The organism is Colwellia psychrerythraea 34H (assembly GCF_000012325.1).
GTDB lineage: Bacteria > Pseudomonadota > Gammaproteobacteria > Enterobacterales > Alteromonadaceae > Colwellia > Colwellia psychrerythraea_A.
This window is the reverse complement of sequence record NC_003910.7, coordinates 3,826,771-3,851,420: the sequence shown is the minus strand read 5'-3', so window position 1 is coordinate 3,851,420 and position 24,650 is coordinate 3,826,771. Positions and strand designations below refer to the sequence as shown.

Sequence of the window (24,650 nt, the reverse complement as noted above, 5' to 3'; positions counted from 1 at the left end):
GCTTGTACATAAGCAGTATTTTTTAATAGTCTGATTTACAATAACTTTGTATAAATTCTGTGTGACTAGGTAATTGTTCAACAGCATTAGTTATCGATGCTTTCAGGTTACTCATGAAGTTCTCCAGCTCTTTATCATTCATTATTTCAGCTATTTTGTGGTACTGCGTTGGCATAATGCCTTGGCCGAGCATTACTTGGGTCCAAGAGTCTACGCGGAAAATATCGCCATCATCTAAAAAGACACGACCTGTATCTTTAAATAATTGCATTTTATGCACTAGGGAAGGGGGGATTTCCATATTCTTACAATGTAACCAAAAATTACTATCTTCACGCTGAGTTGCTTTGTAATGTAGTATGATAAAGTCACGAACGGCGTTTAATTCTGAATCGAGTTTGTTATTGTATTCATTAATAGCTGATTGATGGATGCCATCAAAAGGAAATAAACGTAATAAGCGGATAATTCCAGACATAATTAAATGAATACTTGTTGACTCAAGAGGTTCGATAAAACCACTTGATAAACCTAAAGCTACACAGTTTTTATTCCAACCCTTTCGACGGCGGCCGGTGTTAAATTTTATGATTCGTGGCTCTGTAAGTAACTCCCCTTCGATGTTTGCTGTTAACGTACTTATCGCTTCTTCATCTGAGCAATATTTACTACAAAAAACCAGGCCATTACCAACACGATTTTGTAATGGTATTCTCCATTGCCAGCCACTTTTCCGGGCTATTGAACGTGTGTAAGGTAAAGGTGCTGCAACCGCTTTGGTTTGCACTGCTACCGCTCTATCACAGGGTAACCAGTGTGACCAATCATCAAATCCAGTGTGAAGAGCTTGTTCAATTAAAAGCCCCTGAAAACCAGTACAATCTATAAAAAAGTCACCTTCAATGACTTGTCCTGAAGCTAGTGTAAGTGAGTTTATTTCGCCTGTTTTATTACCTTTATTTACCTGTTGAATTTTTCCTTCGACACGAGTTACGCCCAGTTTTTTACTAAATTCTTGTAAATATTTTGCGTAGCGTGTGGCATCAAGGTGATACGCATAATTAATCGGCGTGTTCTTTGATAAAGCAAACTTATTTGCTTTCGCTGCTTGTAACTCATAACAATAATCACCAAAGTCGGCTTTAATACCCTTGCGAAGACCATGTAACCAAAAATGATGGAATTCACCTGCCCAACATTCTTTACCTGTGACGCCAAAGGAGTGAATGTAATGATCACCTTGTTGTCCCCAGTTTTCAAATCCTATACCGAGTTTAAAAGTGGCATGCGTGGCTCGCATAACTTCTTGCTCATTAATACCGAGTAATTTATGGAATGTTTTTATCGGAGGTATGGTGGCTTCACCTACGCCTACTGAGGCAATGTCATCTGACTCAACTAAGGTGATATTTAAGTTCTTCCCTAGTAGTTTTGAAAAAGCTGCTGCCGCCATCCAACCAGCGGTGCCGCCACCAGCAATAACAATATTTTCAATTTTATCTTTCATAATAACTACCTTTCACTGATGTTTATCTTATTACTTCTCTTTTAACTTATTGAGTAACTCTCTATTAGTGGGCAAACCCGTAAGATATTTATCTATTTTTTTTTGTGTCTCTGCAATCGTTTTTTCCGCTAGGGGATTAGCCTCAAATTTTCTTGGGTTAGCGCGTTGCTCTGTTTCAAACCCCATACCATAGAGTACATATTGATAACTTGCTGAAGGAAATACTTCTTCATTTTGAACAAAATCATAACGGCTTGGAGGTTGATATTGCCATAATTTTATCAGCTCCTGAAGTTCTTCACTAATGCTGTTAGGTTGTTGGTTATCTCTCCAGTAGTGTGAATCAGTGCGTTTACTTAAAATGTAATGTAATTTTAAAAAATCGATAATACGCTGCCAGCGATAGTTAAACCTCTCATTGAATCGCTTAGCAATAATATCCATATGGGCACGCGTCACGGGTAACTCTTCACTGACCATAGTTGATGATAATTCAACCATGGCTAAGGCAGAAGCTTCAAGAGGCTCAAGAAACCCTGCAGACATTCCTATGGCAACACAGTTTTTATGCCAAAACTTTTCTCTATGACCGGGTTCAAAAATTAATTTTTTGGGCTTGAGTAAATTAGCTTGCTCTTCGCCAACGGAATTGATTAGATATTGTCTTAATGATTTTTCAGCCTCTGCATCGCTGATATACTGACTCGAGTAGGTGTAACCAACACCTCGTCGTGTCTGTAAACCAATATCCCAAATCCAGCCAGCACTTTGTGCTGTTGATAACGTGGCTGAATTTATTGGGTTTACTTGATCAGGGTAGGGAACTTGTACAGCAAGGGCGGAATCATTAAATAAAATGTGCTGTTTATTGATAAAGCCAATATTAAAATGCTTTCCCAGCAGCAATGATGCGCTACCGGTACAATCAATAAATAAATCACCGGCTATATGACCATGTTCTTTGGTACTTATGGCGTTAATATCACCATTGTCTGCAGAAATAATACCGTCCATATGATCAACAATATGCTGAACATTTAATTTCTGAGTACAGTGTTTATGTAGAAGTGAGGCAAATTTCTTTGCATCAAGGTGATAGCCATAATTGGTAACTGCAGCGTAACTTGGTGTTGCCAGTTGTTTAGGTGCGAGACCTGCTTGGCAAACATGGCTTTGAATATTAACCGCATCACCAAAAGCTTGCTCTGAATGGTTAGCTTGCCATGCGGCATGTAAATCTATGTGGCCATAACCATCAGGTGTCATAAAGGGATGATAGTAAGAGTCGGTGTCATCACCGGTTGTCCAACCTATAAACTTTGACCCCTGTTTAAATGAGGCATCACATTGTTGCAAAAACTCTTTTTCATCTATGCCAATTTTTTCTAAAGTATTACGCATTGAGGGCCAAGTGCCTTCTCCAACACCGATACTATTAACCTCAGGTGATTCAATCAAAATAACTTCTATACTACTCGCTGCATCGACGCAATGCTCTGCTGCGAGGCTTCCGGCGGTAATCCAACCCGCGGATCCTCCACCAACAATAACAATTTTTTTAATAGCTTTGCCCATGTTAGTTCCTGCCGAATAGTAATAATATTATAAAGTGTCATGCAATAAATGCCGTGCAAGTGCACGGCATTTATAAGCATAGTCTACTCTCTACTTTGAATTAGAAAGTATAACGACCACCTAAAGCATAACGTGCTTCTTGCTCTGATAAATTCCACAATTGTGCTGTGGTACGACCGTGAGTTCGAGTATCTTCACCAGTAATATTAATACCTTCGAAGAAGACAGATAGCTGTTCAGTAACTTGATAAGCCACATTAAAGTCTACCTGTGCGTATTCTTCTGTATAACCAGGCTCATTTATATATTGAGCTTGTGTATTTAAGAACTTGTCTCGCCAGTTATAAGCAATACGTGCTTGGAAGTCATCGTTTTCATACATTAGTATTAAGTTAGCTGTATCACTTAAACCCACTAGGGCAAACTGAGTTACTGAGGGGTCACCGTTGTTATCAAAACCTACATCACCATTAACAGTGGTGTAGTTCGCTTGAAAACCAAAACCTGTTTCGCCAAAAAAGTGTTGAACAGCAAACTCAAAACCATCGATTTTAGCTTCTTTATTGTTTACAAACTTAGTTACCGTAAAGTCCATTAAGGGATCTTCACCGTTAGGTAAAACATCATATTGAACTTCAAAATCTTCAGCTGGCATCGAATAGAAATCAACATTATTTTCGGTTGCAGCAACCATAGCAAATAAGTTGGTATCAGTTATTTCTTCACCTAATGCAGTTAACGCTAAAGCGGCCGCTTGAGCACGAGGGCCTGCAGTTGCATCACGTAAACCGTATACATTTTCTTCAACAGGTTGACGACCAGCGAAGTTATTAACACGCTTTTCATAATAACCAATCGATACATAACTCGTCTCTGCAAAGTACCATTCAGCAGATAAATCGATATTATTTGACTCTAATGGTAATAAACCAGGGTTACCATTAGAAGCCGTACCTAGTTGAACACCTGGCAAGCTAGTTGGGCCGGTCGGTCCGCTAACATCAGAAGCGGCTGCACTTAATTGATCATAAGTAGGTCGAGCAATAGTTTTACTGAAAGAGAACCGCGCTACAACATTATCAACAACTTCGATGTCAAAATCAAAACTTGGTAATGCATGGTCATAACTTGCATCGGCAGAGAAGTCTTGCATTCCATTACCGAAACGTACGTTAAAGTCATTATTACCCTCCCATGCAACGGCATTAGGTAGTGCTACATTAGCTGAAGAAGTGACGTCAGTACTTTCAAGACGTAGACCAGCAGATATGTTATATGGACGACCGCCTAACTCACCTGAAAGGTCCAGTTGAAAAAATGCGGCGGTAATATCTTCTTTAATAGTACGGTTAGTTGCGGACGCTCCATTGGCTACAAAATCAAAGCCATATTCGCCAGCAGCCCAAGCACCAATTTGTGAAGCACTACCAGTGAAACCTTGATTGAAGGCACCATTTTTATCAAAATCATTAATTTCTTTGGTGAAGTTAACAGGAGTTAAGAAATCAGCAGGTAACTCGCCAGGGTTTTCAACACCCCAGTTACCCATAGTGTGCCGTGTTAAGCTTTGTACAGAATGACTCTCCATAGAACGAGACTCAACACCAAATTCGATACTGCCTTCCTCGAACTCATAAGCACCAATCAGGCGAAATTCATTAATATCGGTTTTTTGAGATGCATAGTTCATATCAAGAATTGATGTACCGACATCATCTTGATCAAGTATGCCGTTACAATTTAAACCTCTTCTTGGGTCACAATCGTCAAAATCGACTCGCATAGTAGGGTAGTCATTACTAAAATCAACACCTTGACCAGCAGAAATGTTTGCACCTAACCCTGCATTAACCCAACTACCATATTCTGCATCAGGAGAGCTATCAGCTGTTGAGCTATGACCATCAAAAGTGATGTTAAAATAGTCATTAACGTCGTAACTAATGTTTAAACCAATTGAATCATTTTCATTTACTTGGTTTAGCTCTTGTTGCGCTAAACCTAAATCACGTGGGGGTTGATCACCACGATCTTCATTATAATCGATTGGAGTGGCTGTCGTTTCATCGTCAAAACCTAAACTAGATTTGTAGGTGTCCATCCAAATAGATTGTTCAGCGCGTGCCTGAAAAGTATCCTGTTTTGAATAGGTGTAATCAAGCGTTGCAGTTAAAGATTCGACAGGTCTGAACTGTAAGGTAAGTTGAGCATTAGTACGCTCACGTTCTTGGTCGGTAATAAAGTAGCGTAAATCTGATGGCATTGAATAAAGTTGACCAATATCAGGTGCATTGTTTAATTGAATATCATCAGCTGCTTGTGGGATTGTGCCATCGAAGGCACCGGTTCGCCATTGATTAACAAATGCACCAGAGGTAGAACTATGTCGTTCTTGTGTATTAACTGTTAATGAGGCGCCAAACATCTCATCATCATCAGTCCAGCTGAATAAACCGGATAACTCAGGTGTAACATCATCACCTACACGGTTACTTGTATCCATGAGTGCTTTTGCACCAACACTAACATGCATGCCCGGGTTATCTAAGGGTTTGCCTGTTACTATGTCAATAACTGCGCCAATACCACCAGTAGCTATGTTAGCTTTACCTGTTTTATAGACAGAAACAGATTTAACAGCATCAGATGCTAAATTTGAGAATTCAAAGGCTCGTGAATTTGCGACACCACCACCAGCAGGTAAGCCAGATGCTGGCATTGTACGGCCATTGAGGGTAACCATATTAAAGTCGGGACCAAAACCACGTACGGTTACTTTACTACCTTCACCATTAGTACGATCAATTGATACACCCGTAATGCGTTGTAAAGATTCTGCTAAATTGGTATCAGGAAATTTACCAATATCCTCAGCTGAGATAGCATCAACGACACCAGAAGCATCACGCTTAATTCTTGTCGATTCTTTAATACTTGAAAGCATGCCAGTTACGGCAATGATTTCAATTTCATCACTGTCTTTCAAGCTTGCTTCTTCTGCTGATATTGCTGGCAGTGCTGTTACTCCAAGTATCAGTGATAAACTTGTCGCTATTCTTGTCTTAGTGAATATTTTCTTACTCATGTTACATCCCCAGTCGAGTGGACCATATTATATTATAATTATGTGTTGGTGTAAGCGCTTACATAATGATACAAAAAAATAAAACAAACCAGTATTTTTTAACAAGTTACAAATTAAAGTAAAATGTAAGCGCTTACATAAAGGTAAGTTAATAATAAAAATTGGTCAATAAATATTTCAATTTAAATTAAAGTTTATACACTAAACGAAGGTTTTACATACAATCGCATTTTTAATTTTTTATATTAAAACTGTTACTAAACAAATCTTTATTCATTACTTTTTATCTTTAGACAAAATTCACATTGAAAAAATTATAAATAACAGTATATTTGTAAGCGCTTACATTTAATTGTGAAATGGTTAAAAACTAAATGTAATACGTTTTTTGTGCCTTAAAGAATCAATGTGAATTTTTTCAATAACAGCGAACCTATAATGATAAAAAAAATAAAACAGCATCAACTTAACTTAGGCGAGAAAATGGGTTACGCCTGTGGTGATATCGCCTCAAATTTTTATTGGCGGGTCTTTGATGTATTCCTGTTTATCTTTTATACCGATGTATTTGGCCTTTCTCCGGCTGCTGTCGGTACTATGATGCTGGTTACCCGGCTTATAGATGCCTTCTCTGATCCACTGATGGGCGCAATAGCTGATCGCACTAAAACAAAATTTGGTAAATTCAGACCCTATTTACTTTGGGGAATTATCCCTATGGTGGCCGCAGGCGTACTTACTTTCACCGTACCCGATGTCAGTGATGGTAATAAGTTAATTTGGGCTTACGGCACTTACATCTTTATGATGTTGGCTTACACCTTCATTAATGTGCCCTATGGCGCTTTATTGGGTGTTATCACCCCTGATAGCCAACAAAGAACTACGTTAACAAGCTTTCGTTTTATTGGTGCGTTTTCAGGAGGAAGTCTCGTTGCTTATATGACGCCTGAATTGGTCAATTATTTGGGGCAGGGCAATGAAGCCTTAGGTTGGCAGTATACTATGTTGGTTTATGGTTTAATTGCAGCGGTACTTTTTGTAATTACCTTCTTATCCACTACTGAGCGTGTTTCCCCGCCGGCAGAGCAAAAAACACCGGTATTGCAGGATTTAAAAGACTTAACGCAGAATAAACCTTGGAAAGTCTTGTTTGTTTTAGCCCTTATTATCATGATGACCATTTCATTAAGAGGTAGCACGGGCACTTTTTATTTTAAATATTACGTTGAACGTCCTGACTTAATTGGCAGCTTTGCCATGGCTTATATGATTGCGTTAGCCATTGGTGCAGCATCCACGCCCCTATTAACCAAGTTTGTTGATAAACGTCGCTTGTTGATGATATTGATGACTATTGTTGCGCTACTTTCGATCATTTTCTATTTTGTACCAAACGACAGTATTACCTTGATGTACGTTTTACAAATAATGATTGGTTTAGCATTGGGACCAAAATCACCGTTAGTTTTTTCTATGTATGCCGATACGGCGGATTACTCGCAGTGGCGAACAGGAAGACGGGCAACCGCGATGATTTTTTCAGCGGCAGCATTTGCTCAAAAGCTTGGCGGTGCCTTGGCTGGGGCTATGATTGGTTGGTTACTCGCCTCTATGGGGTATGTGGCTAATCAAGTACAAACGGGTGTCTCCCAAGAGGGAATTGTGTTGTTGATGACTTTGATCCCGGCAATTTTTGCTGCTATTGCCGTACCGTTAATCTACTTTTATCCGTTAGGTGATCAACAATTAGAAAAAATTCAGCAGGAATTATTAGCTCAACAAGACAAATCTAATACTGATGATGGTCAGCCAGCTATAACAGGAGCTGTTAATGTCTAAATTACCTTTATTCAGTATTGATACTGCAGTTGATGGCTTGAGCAATATAAAGCTTACCAGTCCAACGACGTTACCTAATGCAACCGGGTTTTTATGGAACCGCGCCATGGTTATGCAAGTGAATTGTCGGGGTTATGTCAATTCACAGTTTATGCAGCCAGAGCCTGCTAAATACTCTTACGCGCCGAACATGGAAGCTAAAAGCTTTATTCAACCAGAGCATAGTTATTTCAGTCATCACCCTGGGCGATTTTTTTACCTTAAGGATGAAGACAGTGGTGAGATCATTTCACTGCCTTACGAGCCGATGCGCGTTCAACTTGATAAGTTTTCTTTCGAGTTAGGCAATAGTGATATTATTTGGTCAATTGAACACCATGGTTTGAAGATAACCATTAAAGTTAATTTAACAGAGGATGATTTAGTTGAATGCTGGTTTTTTTCGGTAACCAATTTAACGGATACCGTTAGAAATATTAGTCTCTATCCGTATTTCTCTATTGGTTATATGTCATGGATGAATCAATCGGCTTGTTATAACGAAGCGTTAAATGCCATTGTTGCTGAGTCTGTTACGCCCTATCAAAAAGTGGCGGATTACTTTACTAATAAGCAGTTAAAAGATAAAACCTTTTTTTTGAGTGATACCATTCCTACGGCGTGGCATGCCAATCAAAAAGACTTTGAAGGGGAAGGTGGCCTGCATCAACCGAGTGCATTACAGGCTGCGCTATTAGAAAATGTTGAAGCGCGTTATGAAACCCCAGTTGCTGTTATGCAGTTTCAACAGACGTTATTACCTAGTGAACAGAAAAACTATCAATTTCTCTTTGGACCCGCAAAAAATGAGTTAGAAATAGCTGATATTAAAGAAAAGTATCTGGGTCATCAGCAACGAAATAAAGCAGAACAATCCTATCGAGATTATATTGCTAAAGGCAAAGCATGTTTAAGCATTAATAGTGGTAATGACGGCTTTGATGATTTTTTTAATCACTGGTTACCAAGACAGATGTTTTATCATGGTGAGGTTAACCGATTAAGCACGGACCCTCAAACGAGAAACTATATCCAAGATAATATGGGCATGGCTTTTATTAATCCAGAGCGAACTCGTCAAGCTTATATCTTAGCGGTTTCCCAACAAACCATTAATGGTGCTATGCCAGAGGGGGTGTTGTTACATGCAGATGCGAAACTTAAATATATTAATCAAGTACCGCATGCGGACCATGGTGTTTGGTTGCCGATATGCCTGTCAGTTTATTTAAACGAAACGGCTGATGTCAGCTTACTCAGTGAAATGATTACTTTTGCTGATTCAGAAGAGAAGCAATCTTTTGCTCGTCATATAGAGTTAGCATTGGATTATCTGATTAATGCTAGCGATCATCGCGGTTTGAGTTTTATTGAGCAAGGTGATTGGTGCGATCCAATGAATATGGTTGGTTATAAAGGCAAGGGCGTTTCTACTTGGTTATCTTTAGCAACAGCCTATGCACTAAACACTTGGTGCGAACTTTGTGAAGAATACGACATTTCCATTAGCCGACAAAAATATAATGAATATCGTTTTGCAGCCAAAGCCATTAATAGCTCAGTAAATAAGCACTTATGGCATGGTCAATGGTTCGCTCGTGGTATTACCGATGATGGCCGTGTTTTTGGTACTGATGAGGATGTTGAAGGAAAAATATTTCTTAACCCTCAAAGTTGGGCCATGCTCAGCGGGGCCTCAAATGAGTTTCAGCAAGTCGAGATGATTACGGCTATCGCTAAGCAGTTAATTTCACCGCAAGGCGTAATGATGCTGGCGCCAAGTTATACCAGTATGGTGGAAGATATTGGTCGTATTACGCAAAAACATCCAGGGGTGTCTGAAAATGGCTCCGTTTATAATCACGCGGCAATATTTTATATTTACGCGCTTTATCAAGCCGGGCACAATAATTTAGCGTTTGAAATGCTCAGTAAAATGTTGCCATCCCTTGATAATGCTGAAGTAACCGGGCAGTTACCTATCTATGTACCTAACTATTATCGCGGGGCTTATCACCAGTTTCCGAAAAAAGCAGGTCGTTCGAGTCATTTATTTAATACCGGTACCACATCTTGGTTATATCGTTGTTTAGTGGAGGAGTTGTGTGGCTTAAAGGGCTGTGCTCGCGGTTTACACCTAGCGCCGAAAATGCCAGTAACCTTGCCAAATTTATCTGGTCAGCGGCTGTTTAGGGGAGCAATGGTAAATTTTGATATTGAGCAAACCAGCGATATTAGCATCATGGAAGTATTACTCGATAAGCAAGTCATCGTTGGCAATATATTAACTGGCTTACAGGCAGGACAACATTATCAGTTACAAGTGAGGGTTCCCATGACCAATGAGGATGACGTTAAATGACAAAGTCCTCACAGCCGTTGCCGTATTTGTTTATTGTTATGGGCGTTAGCGGCACGGGTAAGTCAAGCTTAGCCAAACAAATCTCCGATGAATTTTCATTGGTTTTTATTGATGCAGATGACTTTCACAGCGCTGAAGCTAAAAAGCATATGGCAGCAAATAAACCTTTAACAGATGAAATGAGATCTCCTTGGTTATCAAGTATCACTGATCACTTAGTTTTGCTTTCACAGCAAGGTCAGTCGATTGCGCTTGCTTACTCAGGGTTAAAATCGGTCCACCGAAACTTATTTAGAGACTTGCCTTTTTATTGCCATTTCTTCTATCTGATTGCTAATAAGAATGTTATTGCGAACCGAATTTCTCAGCGTAAAAATCATTTCTTTTCATCCGATCTTCTTGATAGCCAATTTGAGGCAATGGAACCACCCTTGTTAAGTGAACTAGACGTTAGCACTATCAACATAGAACGACCTTTTGTATTGGTTGCTGATGAAATTAATAAGCTCACCAAGCAAATCACTAGGAAAAAGAATAATGCAAAAATATGTTAGTTGTTTTACACCGTTGAAGTTTATCACCGCAATATTAGTGGCAATCTCACTTAATGTGTCTGCCCTTGAAGCGCTCAAATCATCAGAAAAAATGCTGATTGATGGATTAGCTGATGAGGCCAGTTGGCAGCTAGCTAAATGGCAGCCAATAGATAAGCTTATTCTGGGCATGCAACCCAGTGCTGAGGATTTTTCTGGGCAATTTAAAATTATGTGGGATGAAAAGCAATTATATTTACTGGTAGAAATCACCGATGATATTTTATTCGATCAACATGCCGACCCACGACATTTATATTGGGATGATGATTGCTTAGAAATTTTTCTAGATGAAGATGCTTCCGGCGGAAATCATCAGTTTAATTTTAATGCCTTTGCATACCATATAGCGCTTGATAATCAGGCTGTAGATATTGGCGAGAAGAACGCCGCTGGCTCAGATAACTTTGTGTTATTAAATGATCATATTACCAGTGTGTGGCGACGTAACGAAAGTGCACCAAATAAAGTTATTTGGGAAGTGGCTGTGCGAGTTTATGACGATAGTTTTACTATGGCGATTAAAAACCCAGTGGCAGTGACATTATTTGAGGGTAAAAAATTGGGTTTCATGCTGGCTTACTGTGATAACGATGGCAGTAAAGAACGGGAACATTTTATCGGTTCAATAGATATCAAAGCAGTAAATGGTAGTAAAAATTTAGGTTATATCACCGCTGACGTATTTCAAAAGCTGACCCTAATAAGGTAATTAAATTTCTTACTGAAAACTCTACAGATATTCCGGTAATAACAAAACAGAGGCGCTTACATTTAATTGTGTGCCCAAAATTAACAAGTTGAAAAGGTTAGGTAATGAACAATACATTTATGACAAAAAAGCTGAAAAACAAGTTAAAAAATACCCTGTTGGTTTCTGTAATACTCACGCTTAGTGCTGGCCTTACTGCGTGTGTTAATGACAATAAAACCTTAATTACAAAGCAGGATGTTGCAGCGCCGGAGGATCGTTTAGTGACAGTAGAGCAAGATGTGGAAACGCTCCTGTCAAAAATGACGCTGCCAGAAAAAGTATCTTTGGCGCATGCCAGTGGTAAATTCCACGTGAATGCAATTGAGCGTGTCGGCATTCCTGAAATGTGGTTGTCTGATGGGCCTCATGGGGTGCGTCATCAAATTGAGCGTCATACTTGGGCATCGGCTGGTTGGACAGATGATCATGCCACTTATTTGCCTCACCTTACCTCTGTTGCGGCCAGTTGGGATGTTGAAATGGCCCACTTACACGGTCAAGTCTTGGGCGCTGAAGCACGCGACAGAAAAAAAGATTTTATTCTAGGTCCGGGCGTTAATTTAGCGCGTTTGCCTTTATATGGCAGAAATTTTGAGTATATGGGGGAAGATCCTATCTTAGCGGCAAAGTTGGTAGTACCTCAGATTAAAGCTATTCAAGCAAATGATGTGGCCGCTACTGTTAAACATTATGCGTTAAACACGCAGGAGTTAAATAGAGTCGGCGTCAATGCTAAGCCAGATGAGCGTACCTTAAGAGAAGTTTATTTACCTGCCTTTGAAGCTGCGGTTAAAGAGGGCGGCGTGCTTGGCATGATGGGTTCATATAATCAATACTATGGCACTAATGCTAATCAGAGTAAGCATTTAGTGATGGATATTTTAAAAGGCGAGTGGGGTTATCAAGGGGTATTACTTACCGACTGGCATGTTGATATTAATACCTATGATGCTGCTGTTAATGGTTTAGATTTAGAAATGGGTACAGATGTTGCTGATTATCAAGATTACTTTTTGGCGAAGCCTTTTTTAGCAATGATCCAAGCAGGAAAAATTCCTGAATCAGTGGCAGATGAAAAGGCTAGACGTATTTTAAGAGTGCAACATACCATAGGTATGTATGACGATAATCGTTCTCCTGGGGCAAGGAATACTAAAGCGCATCAAGCTGCGGCACGTAAGATTGCTACCGAAGGTGTGGTGTTATTAAAAAATGAAGTTGTCGGCTCTAAAACGGTATTACCGTTAGATAAAAAACAAGTCAAAAATATTTTAGTGCTTGGTCCTAATGCAGATAAAAAACACGGCACGGGTGGCGGTTCATCAGAAGTTAAATCTTTGTATGAAATCACGCCACTAGAAGGTTTAAAAGCAAAGTTTGGTGAAAATGTAAATATTACCGTGATGCGAGCACGTAGTAGTGAACTGTCTGCAATTGCCAGTGATTATGTTGTGAGTCGTCACTGGACTGGAACGCCAGCCTGGAATATAGCTTACTTTAATGAATCAGCAAGGGTGAATTTACAGGAGCAATCTTGGATAGTTGATTCTAACTTTACGGCCAAAAATTCAGCCAATACTCAGTTCATTACGATGACGGCAACAATCAAACCTTTAAGCACAGGTTCACATCAATTGAACGTTGAAACATTAGGTGATTTTCAATTAAAAATAAATGACCAAATTGTCATTACTCATCAAGTTGATGATACTGATTCAACATCATCAACATCATCGACTAATGAAAGTAAAGTTACCGAGTTGTCGCATGATATAGAGTTAACGGCGGGTGAAAGCTACTCGTTTGAAATTGAATATGATGGTAGTGAACATTTTACTTTAGGTTGGAATGCGCCAGGTGAATTATTCAGTAGTGAGGCCGAGTATATTGCTGCTGCTAAAGCTGCCGATGTTGTGATCTATTTTGGTGGCTTGAGTCACGGTGACGACAGAGAGTCAATTGATCGCGTGGATATGAAGCTACCTAACTCGCAAGATGAAATTATTAGTAAGTTGATTGCAGCCAATAAAAAAACAGTCATATTCCTTGTCGCTGGCTCAGCCGTTGAAATGCCTTGGGCAAAACAAGCCAACGCGATTGTTTGGGGTTGGTATGGCGGGATGGAAGCGGGCCATGCGTTTGCTGATATCTTAACAGGTGATGTTAACCCGAGTGGTAAAATGCCGATTACCTTACCAGCTCATTTGGAAGACACCGCACCCATTGCGCTTAATGATTATAATGCTAAAGAAAGTTTATATAGTGAAGGAGTCTTTATTGGCTATCGCTGGTTTGAACAACAACAGATCAAACCAACCTTTACCTTTGGTCATGGTCTTTCATATACCCAGTTTACGTTAACTAACGTTAACTTATCAGCATCAACGATAGTGGCTGATGAAAGTATTACTGTGACTGTGGAGGTTAAGAATACTGGTGTTGTCGCTGGTGCTGAGGTGGTGCAGTTATACCTACACGATAAAAAGGCTAGTGTCTCAAGACCGATAAAAGAGTTAAAAGGGTTTGCCAAAGTTTATTTAGCGCCAGGAGAAAGTAAGCGAGTTAGTATTTCCTTAAATAAACGTGACTTATCTTTTTGGGATGTTCACACCAATGACTGGTTGGCTGAAGTGGGGGAATTTGAAGTACTGTTGGGAACTTCACTTGATAACATTCGCCAAAAAGCGACTTTTACTTACCAAAATAAATATGAGCAATAGTTACTGGTGTTATAGCAAATGGATTCATGGTTCTAAAGACTGGACTAGCTAAGTATTAGCTAGTCATACCAATTTGATTAAACTTCTTCCCAACTCAGAGCTATGTTAAATGTTCAATAAGAAGGCAAATTTGTTTAGATCTAGTTATTCTAAATCAAATAAATTTAATGATGTTAATAGGCATTGAACAAACTCCCAAAGGGCGAGTTTAAAAGGCTTATATGCTGCGTTATTGACTTTGACAAGGGAATAACCATTCTCTTCAATCAATGTCTTGCCTCTAAGCCTTTTAATTCTCGCTGAGTGGGAAAGAACTTAATCAACTTGGTATCATTAAATGATGTGTATATATTTCAAGAAGTCACTACTATTTACCGGTTAAGTTGATTAAAATTAGCCATTAAATAGTGGTGAATCATTAATTTTTGTTTGTGTTTGCGAATAAATTTTCAGATTCACGTATTACAATATAAAATTAAATGGTTAGTTATGAAATTTAGTCCACTGGTTCAAGAGTTAATTGATTCATTAAAATGTTTACCTGGCGTTGGCGCAAAATCAGCGCAGCGCATGGCATTTCAGTTACTTGAACGTAATCGTCGTGGTGGTAGTAAGCTTGCCAATACCTTAGCGAAAGCCATGACTGATATTGGTCATTGTCAGCAGTGTCGAAACTTTACTGAAGAAGCACTATGTGAAATATGCCAAAGCCCAAAGCGACAACTTTCAACTACTTTGTGTATTGTAGAAACGCCGGGTGACGTTATTGCTATTGAACAAACAGGTGAGTTCTTTGGGAAGTATTTTGTCTTGATGGGGCATTTATCTCCTATTGATGGCATAGGACCAGATGATCTAGGCTTAGATATATTAGCGAAGCAATTTGCTACAGGTCAGTTTAGTGAAGTTATTTTGGCAACTAATCCGACGGTGGAAGGGGAGGCAACAGCACACTTTATTGCTGAGTTGGCTCAGCAACATCAAGTGAATATCTCTAGAATTGCCCACGGAGTCCCTGTTGGGGGGGAATTAGAATATGTAGATGGCAATACACTCTCACATGCTTTATCTGGCAGAAAAAGCTATCAGATCTAACACCTTTATTCAGACATCTATTGATATAGCTTACGTTAAGGAAAGCGTTAACCGCCGGTAAATTTAACTTTAAATCCGGCCTTTTCGAGTACTTGCTGTATAACGTCGCGTTTGTCGCCTTGAACTTCAATGGTTTCATCAACGACGGAGCCACCGCTACCGCAAGTTTTTTTAAGTTTCTTTGCTAACTCTTTTAATGCTTTATTATCTAAGCCTAAGCCACTAATAACAATAACGCCTTTGCCTTTTCGGCCTTTAGTTTCGCGCCTTACCCTGGCATAACCATCACTTGGCGTAATGCTTTTTTCTTTTTGTTGGTTGATGCGACCTGATCCTGTTGAGTAGACTAATGAGTCATCACTCACGGGTGTAGGTTTATCCTGCTCAATTGGCGCTTTACCAAATGCAGCAGCTAAATCACTTAAACTCGATAAATTATTTTTCATAAATCACTCAATATTCTTAAATTTCACTATTAACTAAACTTACTTCACAAATTTTAGACAAAATAAAACCACGTCTTATTTCCATAAGCGTGGTTTTATTATATCAATATTACTTTGTGCTTAGTACTGTTTAAAGGACTGCTTGAAAGTAATGACTAATGTTTGAGTTATAACTTGCTTTCTAACTCTGGTAACGCATCAAATAAGTCAGCAACAATACCATAATCAGCGACTTGAAAGATTGGTGCTTCAGGATCTTTATTGATAGCAACAATAACTTTTGAATCTTTCATACCCGCTAAATGCTGAATAGCACCACTAATACCTACCGCAATATATAAGTCTGGAGCAACAATTTTACCTGTTTGTCCAACTTGCATATCATTAGGAACAAAGCCTGCATCAACAGCAGCACGTGATGCGCCAATAGCCGCGCCTAGTTTGTCGGCAATACCATCAAGTAATTTAAAGTTATCGCCATTTTGCATGCCACGACCACCAGAAATAATAACGCCTGCTGCGCCTAAGTCAGGTCGCTCAGATACGGTTAATTCGTCGCTTACATGGCTTGAGATACCTGCATCAGTTACCGTATCAAGATTAACTACTTCAGCAGTACCATCTGTCGCAACGGCATCAAAGCCAGTAGTACGAACAGTGATAACCTTTTTGTTATCTAAGCTTTGTACTGTTGCAATAGCATTACCTGCATAAATAGGACGAACAAAAGTATCACTACTCTCAACGTCAATAATGTCAGAAATTTGAGACACATCTAACAAAGCAGCAACTCTAGGCATAAAATTTTTGCCGGTAGTTAGCGCTGTTGCTAAAATATGTTCATAGTCAGCGGCTAACTCAGTAACTAACAAACTAACATTTTCAGCAAGTTGATGTTCATAAGCGGCATTGTCACAAACTAAAACTTTGCTTACGCCATTTACTTTTGAGGCAGCTTCAACAACATTTTGGCAATTAAAACCAGCAACTAGTAATGTTATATCACCACCAATTTTTTGTGCTGCGCCAACTGTTTTTAGAGTTTCAGCTTTTAACGAGCTGTTATCGTGTTCAGCAATTACTAAAATACTCATGAGATCACCTTGGCTTCATTTTTTAATTTTTCAACTAATTCATCAATGCTTTCTACTACAATACCTGCTTGACGCTGTGCAGGAGGAGTAACTTTTAATAATTTAGTACGAGCTGTTAAATCAATGCCAAAATCTGCTGCAGGTTTCACTGCTAATGGTTTACGTTTAGCTTTCATAATATTAGGTAATGAAGCGTAACGAGGTTCATTTAAACGTAAATCTGTGGTCACAATAGCAGGTAAGTTAAGCGCAACAGTTTGTAAACCGCCATCTACTTCACGGGTAACATTAACTTTTTCGCCTTCAACTTTTACAACTGAAGCAAATGTGCCTTGTGGCATACCTGTTAAAGCAGCAAGCATTTGACCTGTTTGGTTATTATCACTATCAATAGATTGCTTACCTAAAATTATAAGTTGCGGTTGTTCTTCTTCAACAACTTTTTGTAATAATTTAGCAATATTTAGTGCGTCTAAGCTTTCATCAGTGTCAATTTGTATGGCGCGATCTGCACCTAAAGCTAATGCAGTACGCAACTGCTCTTGACAAGATTTATTACCGACAGAAATTGCAATTACTTCTGTTGCTATACCCGCTTCTTTTAAACGAACAGCTTCTTCAACGGCAATTTCACAAAAGGGGTTTATAGCCATTTTTGTATTGGCAAGATCTACATTTGATTGATCGGGTTTTACCCGAACTTTGACGTTATAGTCAATAACACGTTTTATCGGAACTAATACTTTCATCGTAGCCTCTGAAAAGGGTTGTTAATTTAAAAATAAATAATAGTTAAAAGATACTCTTGCTTTACGTCAACGTCAACGTAAACTTGGTTAAAACTTTTAAACTAAGATACAATCTAACGAAATGCTTTAACAGTGTCTTGCTTGGACATCTGTTGTAGGATACTATCAAACACTTGTTTGAATATCAAACGCACGTTTGAAATTTAGTATAGACTTTTAAGATATAAATTAAAATATAAATATAATCACACTGGGAGATCTTATGGAACGCGAATCGATGGAATTTGACGTAGTCATTGTTGGAGCAGGGCCCGCAGGTCTATCAACTGCTTGTCGATTAATGCAATTAGCACAAGAAAAACAGCAAGAATTAATGGTTTGTGTTGTTGAAAAGGGATCTGAAGTTGGAGCCCACATTCTTTCGGGTGCTGTGTTTGAACCAAGATCTTTGAATGAACTATTTCCGGATTGGCAAGAACGAAATGCGCCATTAACGACTAAAGTTACCGGCGATGATATTTATCTATTGAATAATGAAAATTCAGGTATCAAATTACCTAATTTTTCTGTGCCTAAAACTATGCACAATGACGGAAATTACATTGTTAGTATGGGCAATGTTTGTCGTTGGTTAGCTGAACAAGCTGAACAGCTAGGTGTTGAAATTTTCCCTGGTTTCCCGGCACAAAGTGTTATTTATAATGACGATGGTAGTGTCGGTGGTGTTATCACTGGCGACATGGGTTTAGATGCTGAAGGCAAAGAAAAAGATTCGTTCATGCCGGGTATGGAATTACGCGCTAAATACACGGTTTTTGCTGAAGGCTGTCGAGGTCATTTGGGTAAAGAGTTAATCGAAAAATTCAACCTTGATGAGCAAAGTTCTCCACAACATTATGGTTTAGGTTTTAAAGAAATTTGGGATATTGACCCAGCAAAACATCAGCCAGGACTTGTTGTACATACAGCCGGTTGGCCATTAGATAAAAAGACTAATGGTGGTGGTTACCTATATCATGCCGAAAACAACCAAGTTTTTGTTGGTTTAATTATCGACTTAAATTATAGCAACCCGCATTTAAGTCCTTTTGATGAATTCCAACGTTACAAACATCATCCTAAGATTAGTCAGTACCTTGAAGGTGGTAAACGTGTTTCCTATGGCGCTCGAGCTATGGCCAAAGGCGGTTTTAATTCTTTACCTAAAATGACGATGCCAGGAGCATTATTAGTAGGTTGTGATGCTGGTACTATTAACTTTGCGAAAATTAAAGGTAATCACACAGCGATGAAGTCTGGCATGATTGCCGCTGAAGCTATTGCTCAAGCATTGATTGTTGGAGAAGCTATCGCAGAAGAAGGTAAGCAAGATTTAACTCAATTTACGCAGTTATATAAAGACTCTTGGTTATATGAAGAGTTATACAATACCCGTAACTTCGGTCCAGCTATGCATAAGTTTGGTACCATGTTGGGCGGCGCGTACAATACGTTAGACCAAAACTTTTTTGCTGGTAAATTACCGTTTAATTTTAAAGATGATAGTGTAGATTATGCTCAATTAAAGCCGGCTGCCGATATGCCAGTTATTAATTATAGTAAGCCAGATAATAAATTAAGCTTTGATAAACTCTCTTCAGTTTTTTTGTCAAATACTAACCATGAAGAAGAGCAGCCTTGTCATTTAAAACTTAAAGATGCAGATATTCCTATCAGAGTTAATTTAACTAAATACAATGAACCTGCACAGCTTTACTGTCCTGCTGGTGTGTATGAGGTTGAAAAAACTGAAGAGGGCGACAAGTTTGTCATCAATGCTCAAAACTGTATTCACTGTAAAACATGTGATATTAAAGATCCAAGTCAAAATATTACTTGGGTTACACCTGAGGGCACTGGTGGTCCAAACTACCCGAACATGTAATATTCGCTAATCAACTGATTATAAAAGCCCAATGTACCTTACTAAGTATCTTGGGCTTTTTGCTGCTAAGATTTGATAAATCAGAAGTGCACTATTTGAGAAGTTATAGTCGCTATAAAATAAAACAACCTGTGTAAGGGAATCCTTACTTATAAAGGTTGTTATGAGTTAAATTGTGTCGATGTGAGGGGATAAATATATCGAGCTAGTTCGATGATTCGATTAGGTTATACTCTTTTAATGCTGGTATGGCTTGGTGAAGTTTTGTTTCTAGTTGATCTAGGTAAGTCAGTTGTTGACAAAAGTTTTCTGCTTTTATATCTAATGCTTTAGCTCTTTCTGCGACTTCTAACTCCAAACCTTTACTGAGTGTTGTTAAGCGTTTATCAAAAGTGGTTATACGTGTTTCACCATCGAATTCATTGCTATTATCATTAGCTAAAATTGATTGGCCAACCGCTTCTAATATTGTACCGATAGATGTTGAAATCATTGCTTCAATTTCTTGTTCAAACTCCCCAGTAAACATTTCATCCAAGTTATTTAAATCTTGTGGGGCTATATAATAATTATTAGCACTTTGATTAAATCGCGCTCGAATTCGCCATTTTAGTTCTTCAAATTTGGCCTGTACTTTTTGTTGTGAAGCGCTATTTTCACCTGTTAAGCCGGCAACTACTTCGTTTACTGCTTTTAAGCCGATATCAACGCCTTCAATAGCAATAGATACAATTTCAGGTACTTGTTGACGAATGCCAACACTAAAGCTAGTCAGCAATTGCTGTTGCTCACTAGATAAGGCGATCTCTCTACCTTTAATGAACAGTTGTGTGGCATTATTTATTTGTACTTGGGTTTTCGCTTTATCGACAATCCGGATATGTTTAGGGTCAATGATGACCCCATAATTAAGGTTGATAGAGCATTGTTGAGCGTATGCTTGCTGGCTGAACGGTATAAGTGCTAGCGCAAAGAAACTGGATTTAAGTACAGATTTGTTAGCCATAGCCATTATGTATTCACTATTGGATCAATCAGTATTTTTCGCTCTCGATATCTCATTTTGCTTGGACCATATTCACGACGAGATCTGTCATTATAGTCGCCAACAATTAACTCTACGCCATGATAAAGCTTCTCCGTTGCTTCAACATAAATACTGACTATATATCCTTGAAAACTGTCTTCGAGGATTAGCTTTTCGTTAAGTATTTCACCCATTTGATTAGCATGATATTGATAGGTTGGTACAATTTTAGCTACTAATTCTGGCCTGGCTTTTTCTTTTGGTAATTTTTTTAATTTATTGATTGCTACTTTCAATTCGTTTGTTTTATCAGACTCTATTTTAAGTCGCTCTTCTAATTGGTGAATTTCATCTTTAAACTTGAGTATTTTATGCTCAAAATTAATAATGGTATTACTACCCGCTGTTGCGCCAATAATACCTGCATGAACCGATGTCCCTGCTTTGGTGTAGCCACCAATTAGTTTTCCGTTAGCTTGCTCATTTTTTCCTATCCATAATCGGCCACTTATATCTAAAATGCTGTGCAGTAATTGATTTTCAATACGAACATCTTGGTAACAAGTAATTTGGGCATATTGCCCATACTTTGCATAGATACTGCCTTTTGCACTGATATTGACACTCATGGTGATATTGGTAATATGTTTTTTTTCAACATCATGTTTTCGGCCAATAATCCCACCAGATATAGTGATGTCACCACCGGCTTCAAGGGTTGCTGACTCAACAAAACCACCTACCGTAATATCACCTGAAGCAGTTACTTTCATACCTTCAGTAACATCACCATCAATAATAACACTACCGGTAAAGTTGATATTACCGGTGGCAACAGTGACATTTTTAATTTTATAAATCTCATCAACTTCCATACCATTATTAATAAGTTTAGGTAAGCCAACTTTTTCAGAAACCAGAATATTAGTATTTTGAGGACTTATGTTTGTTCCTTCTCCCGCGACGAGTTCAACATCATTACCAGGCTCTGGTGATAGAGGGGTAGCAGTAACAGTATAGCCTTGCTTCCCTTGGGTTAAAGGCACTTTTTTTGCAATAGCATCACCTATATTTACACAGATAATATCGCCTAAGTCTCGCATGTCGACACTACCATCTTCTCGTTTTTTAGGCTTTAAAATTCTGGCTTGGGCACTTTCAACTAAAGGCTGTATTAGGGCATCTTTGCCATTAACTGCGATTTTCCCGGTAGCAATTTGCATATCAATCTGGCTATTGGGAATTTGTTTTGCAGCAAGTTGTGCAAGTTGAATTAAATGCTCTTTACTAAAGCCTTTTTTTACACCTGCCTCTTGTGCGGCGTTTAATATCGCTTTTGCAGAAAGATGTTTACCACCTTGAGCGCTAGTAATTTCAGCGGTAGCCCCCATCTCATCGGATTCTATAGTGATACTAATTTTCGCATCAACCCGTTCGAGTACTTGATAGCGAATTGTTCTGCCTACTTTTTTATCTTGTAGGGGTTTTAAAACATCATTTAACTCAGCAACAGCATTTTTAATATTACCGTTATTAATGCGAAGTTTTGCAAATTCTGATGCATCAATTAATTCTTTGATACTCAAGGTGGATATAGTGTCACCACCTTTGATTGGCTCTAAGACTAAATCTATATTATTTTTTTTATTACAGATTAAACTGGCTTTGGTCATTGCGCGGGCTCCCCCAAACCGTTAAGTACTGCTGAGCCAAATAACGGTTAGGTGCTGTTCTTTTACTATATAATTATTATGAGTATGTAGTTTATGGACTTTGTTACATATAATGATTTTGATGAATTTTAATGAAGCTGCTAGTACCTTCTTTAGAGTAATCTATTTTATATTCAATGCCATCAAGTGCCTGAACAAACAAAAGTGTTTTTTCTTCACCAAATAATTCTGAGGACGAAATATCCACAATATCTTGGTAAGCCTTCTTAGCAATAGAGCGTTTTGCAGGTATTTCACCCTTATATATGCCTATACCGCGGTGGCTAATAATAACAATGGACTTATCACCATTGATTATAAGTAAATCGAACTTTTTTACTTTGTGAATAACGGTATTTCGACCACTGGTTATAAAATTTCTCTCTATCAAAATAGGCTCCTGAAATTAATCTATCATTTCTATTTGTTATTAGTCTTAATATATAAATTTTTACTAAACTAAGCAATGGATAAGCAGGCTTCTATCCGGCTATACATTATTCTAGTTCATCAATTTGTTAACTTTTTGTCTATCCTTGTTGACACTTCACTGATCGGTAAAGGCGCGCTCTGCTATATAGTTAGGAATCGACGTTATGTTTTGTTGATAACGGCGGAGTAAATCTAAGCCAATGGCCGCTACAAACTCTTGAAATTTAACTCTTTTGTAAGGTAGAAGTAAACATTGAGTTTTGATGTTATCAATGCTACCCCAAGCAAGCCACACGGTACCTACCGGTTTTTCTTCAGTTCCGCCGTTTGGACCTGCGACACCTGATACTGCAATAGTAAGATCTGCAGTAGATTTTATCAATGAACCTTTTGCCATAGCAACAACCACCTGCTCACTCACAGCACCATATTGCTCAAACAGCTTCGCGGGGACATCAAGCATGGCTGTTTTCATTTTGTTACTGTAGGTCACATAACCTGCTTCAAAGTTCATGGATGAACCGCTAATCTCGGTTAACTTACTAGCAATCAAGCCACCAGTACATGACTCTGCGGTGGTGACCTTTAAATTATGTTGTTGTAATTGATGAAGAAGATGTTCTGCAAGCGATTTGGGTTTGTCTTGAATTTCAGAGATTAAATGATCTCCAAGAACGTCGGCTAGTTTGTTGTGCCATATTGGCTTCAACGCTAAACCTTTTTTAGTATTTGTGGTGAGTTTAACTTCAAGTAACGGCATTCCTGCGCGAAAGCCCAAATCAATTGCTGTTGGCCATTGGGGGAGTTGTTCATTAATTATTTTTTGCAAACTAGATTCGCCAAGGCCAAAAACCTGTAAGCGCGTAACGTCAGTGATCAAATCGCTTGGTAAGTCTGCAGAGATAGCAGGTACTATTTGCTTTATAAGCATTGTTTCTAGCTCATGAGGAACGCCCGGTGTGCAGTAAATATCACAATGATTAAAACGTACGTAAAAACCAACAGCACTACCATTTTTATTCGCTATTATTTGGCAACTTTTAGGTAATATAGCTTGTTTCAAGTTAGGGCCATTTAACTCCGCGCCCCGTTGGTGACACCAGTTGGTTAAATGAGTAAGCGCCTGTGGGTGTTGGCTTAATTCGTCTTCAATGGCTAGTGCTAAAGCTTGTGCGGTTAAATCGTCCACTGTTGGTCCTAAGCCACCGTTGATAATTAATATATCACTGGTACTAGCCATGTAAGTTATCTCATTAACAAGGAGCGCTAAATCATCAGCTACCGTCACCTTACGGTTGACCCCAAGTCCAATGTCTTTCAGTACTTGTGCCATCATAGCTGAGTTACTGTCAACAATATCACCTGTCATCAACTCATTGCCTGTTAATAATAACTGTACTTTTGGGGCCGACATAGTTCATTTTCCTAAATGGTTTAATTGCTGATAAATTTAAACCTTTTTTAGTTAAACTTATATCTAATTTTTCTGTGAGGATCATGAAAGTGTCAAATGGATTAAGTTATTGTATAACGAGTAAGTGCAGCAACAAGTGTTGAACGAGATAAGAATTGAAATAAGCTAAACATAGAGACATAACATTTAATTAATTTCAGGATATTTCAGTTTGTTATTGAGTTCCCTAAATGAAACTTGTCTAATAAGAAAATACAGTGTTATCTACTTTGACAATATA

At 38.6% G+C, this 24,650-nt stretch carries 17 protein-coding genes; 7 read left to right on the top strand and 10 right to left on the bottom strand.

Annotated elements, in window-relative coordinates; all coding sequences use genetic code 11:
• Positions 1-22 precede the first annotated feature (22 nt).
• The 3 genes from CPS_RS16555 to CPS_RS16545 form a co-directional block, all read right to left on the bottom strand.
• Entirely contained in the window at positions 23-1,507 is a 1,485-nt protein-coding gene (locus CPS_RS16555) for a tryptophan halogenase family protein (RefSeq protein ID WP_011044454.1), read from the bottom strand.
• A 30-nt stretch (positions 1,508-1,537) separates the two neighbouring features.
• Entirely contained in the window at positions 1,538-3,082 is a 1,545-nt protein-coding gene (locus CPS_RS16550; RefSeq protein ID WP_011044453.1) for a tryptophan halogenase family protein, read from the bottom strand.
• Positions 3,083-3,182: 100 nt separating this feature from the next.
• Positions 3,183-6,167, bottom strand: a complete 2,985-nt coding sequence (locus CPS_RS16545) for a TonB-dependent receptor (protein ID WP_041737108.1) — start codon at positions 6,165-6,167, stop codon at positions 3,183-3,185.
• Between the two features lie 438 nt (positions 6,168-6,605).
• Between CPS_RS16545 and CPS_RS16540 the strand changes: the two genes are divergently transcribed.
• The 6 genes from CPS_RS16540 to recR all read left to right on the top strand — a co-directional run bounded on the left by CPS_RS16540 (position 6,606) and on the right by recR (position 15,572).
• Positions 6,606-8,009 carry an MFS transporter gene (locus tag CPS_RS16540; RefSeq protein WP_011044451.1) on the top strand — a complete coding sequence of 468 codons (1,404 nt, stop codon included), beginning with the start codon at positions 6,606-6,608 and terminating at the stop codon, positions 8,007-8,009.
• The gene (locus tag CPS_RS16535; protein WP_011044450.1) at positions 8,002-10,410 is read left to right on the top strand and encodes a GH36-type glycosyl hydrolase domain-containing protein; all 2,409 of its coding nucleotides are present in this window, start codon (positions 8,002-8,004) and stop codon (positions 10,408-10,410) included. Before CPS_RS16540 ends, CPS_RS16535 begins: the two co-directional genes overlap by 8 nt.
• Positions 10,407-10,964, top strand: coding sequence for a gluconokinase (locus tag CPS_RS16530; RefSeq protein WP_041737107.1), 558 nt, complete (start codon positions 10,407-10,409; stop codon positions 10,962-10,964). The genes CPS_RS16535 and CPS_RS16530 overlap by 4 nt, the downstream gene beginning before the upstream one ends.
• Complete coding sequence (locus CPS_RS16525) at positions 10,948-11,715, top strand: sugar-binding protein (RefSeq protein WP_041737106.1); 768 nt, start codon at positions 10,948-10,950, stop codon at positions 11,713-11,715. The genes CPS_RS16530 and CPS_RS16525 overlap by 17 nt, the downstream gene beginning before the upstream one ends.
• 104 nt (positions 11,716-11,819) lie before the next feature.
• The gene (locus tag CPS_RS16520; RefSeq protein WP_238383552.1) at positions 11,820-14,477 is read left to right on the top strand and encodes a beta-glucosidase; all 2,658 of its coding nucleotides are present in this window, start codon (positions 11,820-11,822) and stop codon (positions 14,475-14,477) included.
• Between the two features lie 489 nt (positions 14,478-14,966).
• Positions 14,967-15,572 (top strand): recombination mediator RecR, encoded by a 606-nt coding sequence (gene recR / locus CPS_RS16515; protein WP_011044444.1) that lies wholly within the window; start codon positions 14,967-14,969, stop codon positions 15,570-15,572.
• A gap of 47 nt (positions 15,573-15,619) precedes the next feature.
• Here the strand turns inward: recR and CPS_RS16510 are convergent, their stop codons facing one another.
• The 3 genes from CPS_RS16510 to CPS_RS16500 form a co-directional block, all read right to left on the bottom strand.
• Positions 15,620-16,018, bottom strand: a complete 399-nt coding sequence (locus CPS_RS16510) for a stress response translation initiation inhibitor YciH (RefSeq protein ID WP_337998949.1) — start codon at positions 16,016-16,018, stop codon at positions 15,620-15,622.
• Between the two features lie 167 nt (positions 16,019-16,185).
• Positions 16,186-17,112 carry an electron transfer flavoprotein subunit alpha/FixB family protein gene (locus CPS_RS16505; protein ID WP_011044442.1) on the bottom strand — a complete coding sequence of 309 codons (927 nt, stop codon included), beginning with the start codon at positions 17,110-17,112 and terminating at the stop codon, positions 16,186-16,188.
• On the bottom strand, positions 17,109-17,861 hold the full coding sequence (locus CPS_RS16500; RefSeq protein ID WP_011044441.1) for an electron transfer flavoprotein subunit beta/FixA family protein: 753 nt from the start codon (positions 17,859-17,861) through the stop codon (positions 17,109-17,111). Before CPS_RS16500 ends, CPS_RS16505 begins: the two co-directional genes overlap by 4 nt.
• A gap of 262 nt (positions 17,862-18,123) precedes the next feature.
• Here CPS_RS16500 and CPS_RS16495 point away from each other — a divergent pair, with 262 nt between their 5' ends.
• A complete protein-coding gene (locus CPS_RS16495; protein WP_011044440.1) occupies positions 18,124-19,785 on the top strand; it encodes an electron transfer flavoprotein-ubiquinone oxidoreductase in 1,662 nt (553 codons plus the stop codon).
• Between the two features lie 205 nt (positions 19,786-19,990).
• Here the strand turns inward: CPS_RS16495 and CPS_RS16490 are convergent, their stop codons facing one another.
• The 4 genes from CPS_RS16490 to CPS_RS16475 form a co-directional block, all read right to left on the bottom strand.
• Entirely contained in the window at positions 19,991-20,791 is an 801-nt protein-coding gene (locus CPS_RS16490; protein ID WP_138140306.1) for a YggN family protein, read from the bottom strand.
• 5 nt (positions 20,792-20,796) lie between these two features.
• Complete coding sequence (locus CPS_RS16485) at positions 20,797-22,485, bottom strand: DUF342 domain-containing protein (RefSeq protein ID WP_011044438.1); 1,689 nt, start codon at positions 22,483-22,485, stop codon at positions 20,797-20,799.
• A gap of 103 nt (positions 22,486-22,588) precedes the next feature.
• On the bottom strand, positions 22,589-22,915 hold the full coding sequence (locus tag CPS_RS16480) for a hypothetical protein (protein WP_011044437.1): 327 nt from the start codon (positions 22,913-22,915) through the stop codon (positions 22,589-22,591).
• A 156-nt stretch (positions 22,916-23,071) separates the two neighbouring features.
• Positions 23,072-24,370: a CinA family nicotinamide mononucleotide deamidase-related protein gene (locus CPS_RS16475; RefSeq protein WP_011044436.1), complete on the bottom strand. Its 1,299-nt coding sequence runs from the start codon at positions 24,368-24,370 to the stop codon at positions 23,072-23,074.
• Positions 24,371-24,650 lie beyond the last annotated feature (280 nt).

Bases quoted from the DNA above. Each gene is read 5' to 3' on its own strand.
- CPS_RS16555 (WP_011044454.1), bottom strand. From the start codon at position 1,507: ATGAAAGATAAAATTGAAAATATTGTTATTGCTGGTGGCGGCACCGCT.
- CPS_RS16550 (WP_011044453.1), bottom strand. From the start codon at position 3,082: ATGGGCAAAGCTATTAAAAAAATTGTTATTGTTGGTGGAGGATCCGCG.
- CPS_RS16545 (WP_041737108.1), bottom strand. From the start codon at position 6,167: ATGAGTAAGAAAATATTCACTAAGACAAGAATAGCGACAAGTTTATCA.
- CPS_RS16540 (WP_011044451.1), top strand. From the start codon at position 6,606: ATGATAAAAAAAATAAAACAGCATCAACTTAACTTAGGCGAGAAAATG.
- CPS_RS16535 (WP_011044450.1), top strand. From the start codon at position 8,002: ATGTCTAAATTACCTTTATTCAGTATTGATACTGCAGTTGATGGCTTG.
- CPS_RS16530 (WP_041737107.1), top strand. From the start codon at position 10,407: ATGACAAAGTCCTCACAGCCGTTGCCGTATTTGTTTATTGTTATGGGC.
- CPS_RS16525 (WP_041737106.1), top strand. From the start codon at position 10,948: ATGCAAAAATATGTTAGTTGTTTTACACCGTTGAAGTTTATCACCGCA.
- CPS_RS16520 (WP_238383552.1), top strand. From the start codon at position 11,820: ATGAACAATACATTTATGACAAAAAAGCTGAAAAACAAGTTAAAAAAT.
- recR (WP_011044444.1), top strand. From the start codon at position 14,967: ATGAAATTTAGTCCACTGGTTCAAGAGTTAATTGATTCATTAAAATGT.
- CPS_RS16510 (WP_337998949.1), bottom strand. From the start codon at position 16,018: ATGAAAAATAATTTATCGAGTTTAAGTGATTTAGCTGCTGCATTTGGT.
- CPS_RS16505 (WP_011044442.1), bottom strand. From the start codon at position 17,112: ATGAGTATTTTAGTAATTGCTGAACACGATAACAGCTCGTTAAAAGCT.
- CPS_RS16500 (WP_011044441.1), bottom strand. From the start codon at position 17,861: ATGAAAGTATTAGTTCCGATAAAACGTGTTATTGACTATAACGTCAAA.
- CPS_RS16495 (WP_011044440.1), top strand. From the start codon at position 18,124: ATGGAACGCGAATCGATGGAATTTGACGTAGTCATTGTTGGAGCAGGG.
- CPS_RS16490 (WP_138140306.1), bottom strand. From the start codon at position 20,791: ATGGCTAACAAATCTGTACTTAAATCCAGTTTCTTTGCGCTAGCACTT.
- CPS_RS16485 (WP_011044438.1), bottom strand. From the start codon at position 22,485: ATGACCAAAGCCAGTTTAATCTGTAATAAAAAAAATAATATAGATTTA.
- CPS_RS16475 (WP_011044436.1), bottom strand. From the start codon at position 24,370: ATGTCGGCCCCAAAAGTACAGTTATTATTAACAGGCAATGAGTTGATG.